The 3692-nt window shown below is 43.2% G+C and carries 3 protein-coding genes and 1 tRNA gene; 3 read left to right on the top strand and 1 reads right to left on the bottom strand.

Annotated elements, in window-relative coordinates:
• Together AB6D07_RS22690 and AB6D07_RS22685 are read left to right on the top strand one after the other, a co-directional pair.
• Positions 1–182, top strand: a 182-nt coding sequence (locus AB6D07_RS22690; RefSeq protein WP_372033040.1) for a hypothetical protein, incomplete at its 5' end; no start/stop codon positions are given.
• 187 nt (positions 183–369) lie between these two features.
• The gene (locus AB6D07_RS22685; protein ID WP_017077332.1) at positions 370–2235 is read left to right on the top strand and encodes a methyl-accepting chemotaxis protein; all 1866 of its coding nucleotides are present in this window, start codon (positions 370–372) and stop codon (positions 2233–2235) included.
• A gap of 97 nt (positions 2236–2332) precedes the next feature.
• Here AB6D07_RS22685 and AB6D07_RS22680 read toward each other — a convergent pair whose 3' ends face one another.
• Positions 2333–3121: a lipase family protein gene (locus AB6D07_RS22680; protein WP_017101843.1), complete on the bottom strand. Its 789-nt coding sequence runs from the start codon at positions 3119–3121 to the stop codon at positions 2333–2335.
• A 349-nt stretch (positions 3122–3470) separates the two neighbouring features.
• On the opposite strand from AB6D07_RS22680, the gene AB6D07_RS22675 reads away from it, so the two are divergent.
• Positions 3471–3557: transfer RNA gene (locus AB6D07_RS22675), tRNA-Leu, on the top strand.
• The last annotated feature ends 135 nt before the right edge of the window (positions 3558–3692 follow it).

Below are 3692 nucleotides of genomic sequence, written 5' to 3'. Positions count from 1 at the left end.
AGCGGATTGCAAATCCGTGGACCTCGGTTCGACTCCGGGAGGCGCCTCCATCATTCAGAAAAACCAGCCCTAGTGGTTGGTTTTTTCGTTTCTGGCACTTTGCTTCTTGTTTCTTCGTCCTTACCTCTTCATTTCTCCCTTTGATATTTGCTAAGCCCAACGCCGTTTTGGTGGAATCCTAAGTTGAACCTTTGTTGATAGACCGCTAAATAAATCAAAGTCACAATTAACCATAATGCTCAATTTGTTTCATTGTTTTATGGGATAACTCTAATTAAAACATGTGTATGAGTGATAGTGTCCCTCTTTATATTTCTTTAATTATTCTATAAGAGGTTCTTAAATATGCAATTTAGTCTAAAGAGAAAAATGGTTTTCTCTGTAGTTTTGGCGATTGCTGTTACATCTGCCATTCTTCTTTTCATGGGTTATAAGACTTTTCAAACAAACAGCTGGCAAGCTATAGAAAGTGAAAGTCGTAATACACTTCAAGCTCATGCAAAGGGCATCAGTGACTGGTTTTACGATAAGAAACAAGCAGTACATGGGCTTAAACAACAAGTACAGCTTAACCCTTCAATAGATATCGTTCCTCATTTACGTCAAACCTTGGTATCTGGTGGGTTTGGATTGAGTTATTACGGTAACAAAGAAGGTGAGATGTTCCGTCATGATCCTTCATTGAATAAAGCGGGGTATGACCCAAGAGTTCGAGGTTGGTATAAACAAACCTTAGCTGAGAACCGCGCAGTAACAACCAAGCCTTACGTGAGTGTAACCATGCAAACCTTAGTGGTGACATTGACCGATCCTGTGACCGAGAATGGATCGATCATAGGTGTTGTGGCATCTAACCTTGCGTTAGACAAGCTAATTGAAGATGTGTTGGCTATTCAGGTTCCAGGTAATGGACGAGCGATCCTAATTGATAAGCAAGGCACGGTCGTTGCTCATAAGAATAAAGATTTCATCCTTAAGCAAGTCAAAGAGATAGCACCTGAATTAAGTGTTTCTGGATTAAACAGTGCTGCACAAAACTTAACGACAATTTTTACACAAGTTGATGGTGATGAGCGCGTCATCATGGCTGAGCCTATTAAAGGCACCGACTGGCTACTTGTGATTGAAATGGATAAAGACGTACTAGAGCAGCCGTTGTTCGATATGTTGATTAGCCAAATCACCACAGGTTTGATTGTATTGATCGTTATGGCTGCAGCAACCTCATGGTTTGTGGCTCGTCAATTAGTTGAACTGGGTCGAGTGAGTGAAGCATTAGCTGATATTGCGGAAGGGGAAGGTGATTTAACACAGCGCCTTCAAGTGTCGAGTAAAGATGAAGTAGGGCAACTTGCCGACAAGTTTAATGTGTTCGTAGATAGACTTCATGCAATGATGAAAAACGTGACTGATGTTTCGACGGCAATGAATAACGGAGCTGAACACGCCAACAGCAGCGCATTAAAACGCAGCGATAGCGTCAGCAGACAGCAAGACGAGATCACAATGGTTGCAACAGCTGTGACAGAAATGGCGACAGCAACAGCAGAAATTGCTACGAATGCTGATAGTACGGCCAAAAGTGCGACTCACTCTGTTGAGTTGAGCGAACAAGGCTTCCAACAGATGGCTAAAAGCCAATCATCGATCAATGAGCTTGCAACAGAGCTAACAAGCGCTGTGTCTATCATCAGCGAGCTTGAAGAGCATGGTCAACAAATCGCGTCTATCTTGGCGACGATTCGCGAAATAGCGGAGCAAACTAACTTACTTGCACTCAATGCGGCAATTGAAGCAGCAAGGGCAGGCGAACAAGGTCGAGGCTTTGCAGTGGTTGCCGATGAGGTTCGAGTGCTTTCACAACGAACTCATGCTTCAACAGAAGAGATCGAAGACAAGATCAAGCGCTTACAACAAGCGACTAGTGGTGCCGTTAAAGTGATGACACAAAGCCACGATATGGCGAAAACAAGCGTACATGACGTGGATATGGCGGGAGAGAGCTTGGCTCAAATACGTGAGGCAATTCAGATGATCAGCGATATGGCAACTCAGATAGCTTCTGCTGCTGAAGAGCAGTCACTGGTTACCGCTGAAATCAATGCGAATACCGAATCTGTTCGTGAAGTGAGTGATGTGATGGCAGTTGATGCGACCGATGCGGTTTCACAAGCCGATCAGCTAAGTCATTTAGCGAGTGACTTGAAACAAGAGCTGTCACGATTCAAGCTTTAAGTTCAGGCTAATATTAGCTTAAGCACAAAGATCAATTAGAAACTAGAAAGAGCACTGGCTGTTAAAGCGTGTGCTCTTTTTTATTTATAGAGCATGCTCAATGTTTGTCAAAGAAGTCTTTGTTACGAATATACTTACTCATTAGGTGATAAGAGAAAGGCCGGATTAACCAACTGAATATTGATCGCCCGAGGCGTATTAACGTCGGTGTGTTTTCGTAAATCCTGCCGTTATAGAGCCAAAGTACTTTGCCTACATGCCAATACAACAGCGGTACGGGCGGCATGAAGGTGACAATATCGATTTCGCAACAGATACGGTAGGTTTTCTTGCTCAAGCGGTAGTTCTTTTTGAAACTCCAATCACCGACCGCGGGCTGTCCAAACGTGACGATTCGTTTAATACAACCTGGGTGTTTTTGGTCCAAGTAATCAGCGAATACACAACCAATAGAGCCACCAGAAGAGTGGCCAGTAATCGATATTCTTTTGCCTTGTTCCAATAGAGGAATTAAAGTGGTTTCCAAGCGTTCAATGACAGTTTGTCCCAGTTTATCTTCATTACGGCTTGGTTGGCTTCCTTGAAACATGAGATGGTAGAACCCGGCATGTACACGATAGTTCAGCCCAATCCTTTTACAGCTTCTTGTCCATAGAGCAAAAGTGAGTAGCCAGTCAGAAACGCTGTGTGACCCCTTGATAACCACGACGACTTCATCTTTGTCGCTGCTCCATAAGACTCGAATCATGGTTTTGCCAAACTGATTCTTTATGATGCGCTGTCCATTAGGGTCAAAACCGTAACGAGTTTGTTTAAAAACTCTAGGGTAGGCGAGGTTGCAGAGCACAGCGTAGCGTTCATATTGGTATCGTTTTAGTGGCTTCACGTTGTCATTTCGTAATAGTCGTTACTTAAAACTCTAGCCTTTGAATGTGAAAAGCACATGAAAACTAAGTCGTGTTTCTCTAATTCAATGGAATTGACAGTATTTTGTGAGTCTGAAAATGGGAATTCGGCCTTTGAATTCCAACTCAAACTCAAAGTCTACGAATAAGAACCGTACAAGCTGCACTAAATTCATTCGTTTGAGTTCGATAATTAATCACTTGAATTGAAAGATAAAATTTACTGTTGACGAATTTTTTCTATCCGTTAAAGTACACCTCGTTCTCACGGCTTAGGTCGCAGAGAGATGGTGTTTTACTCTTCGGTAATCAGCATCGCATGATTGCGTTGCCCTGGTGGTGGAATTGGTAGACACAAGGGATTTAAAATCCCTCGGCGTTCGCGCTGTGCCGGTTCAAGTCCGGCCCAGGGCACCATCTATCTAGTTTCTACTTTGAGTAGAGTGTTGAACAAAGAGTGGTCCTCTTAAAACACTTCAATATATTTTTATGTTGATAAAGGCGCCTTGGCAGAGTGGCTATGCAGCGGATTGCAAATCCGTGGACCTCGGT

It is taken from the genome of Vibrio sp. 10N.239.312.C11 (assembly GCF_041466065.1).
GTDB classification, from domain to species: domain Bacteria; phylum Pseudomonadota; class Gammaproteobacteria; order Enterobacterales; family Vibrionaceae; genus Vibrio; species Vibrio tasmaniensis_A.
Note: the sequence above shows the minus strand (reverse complement) of the source record. Positions and strands in the feature narration are given on the sequence as shown.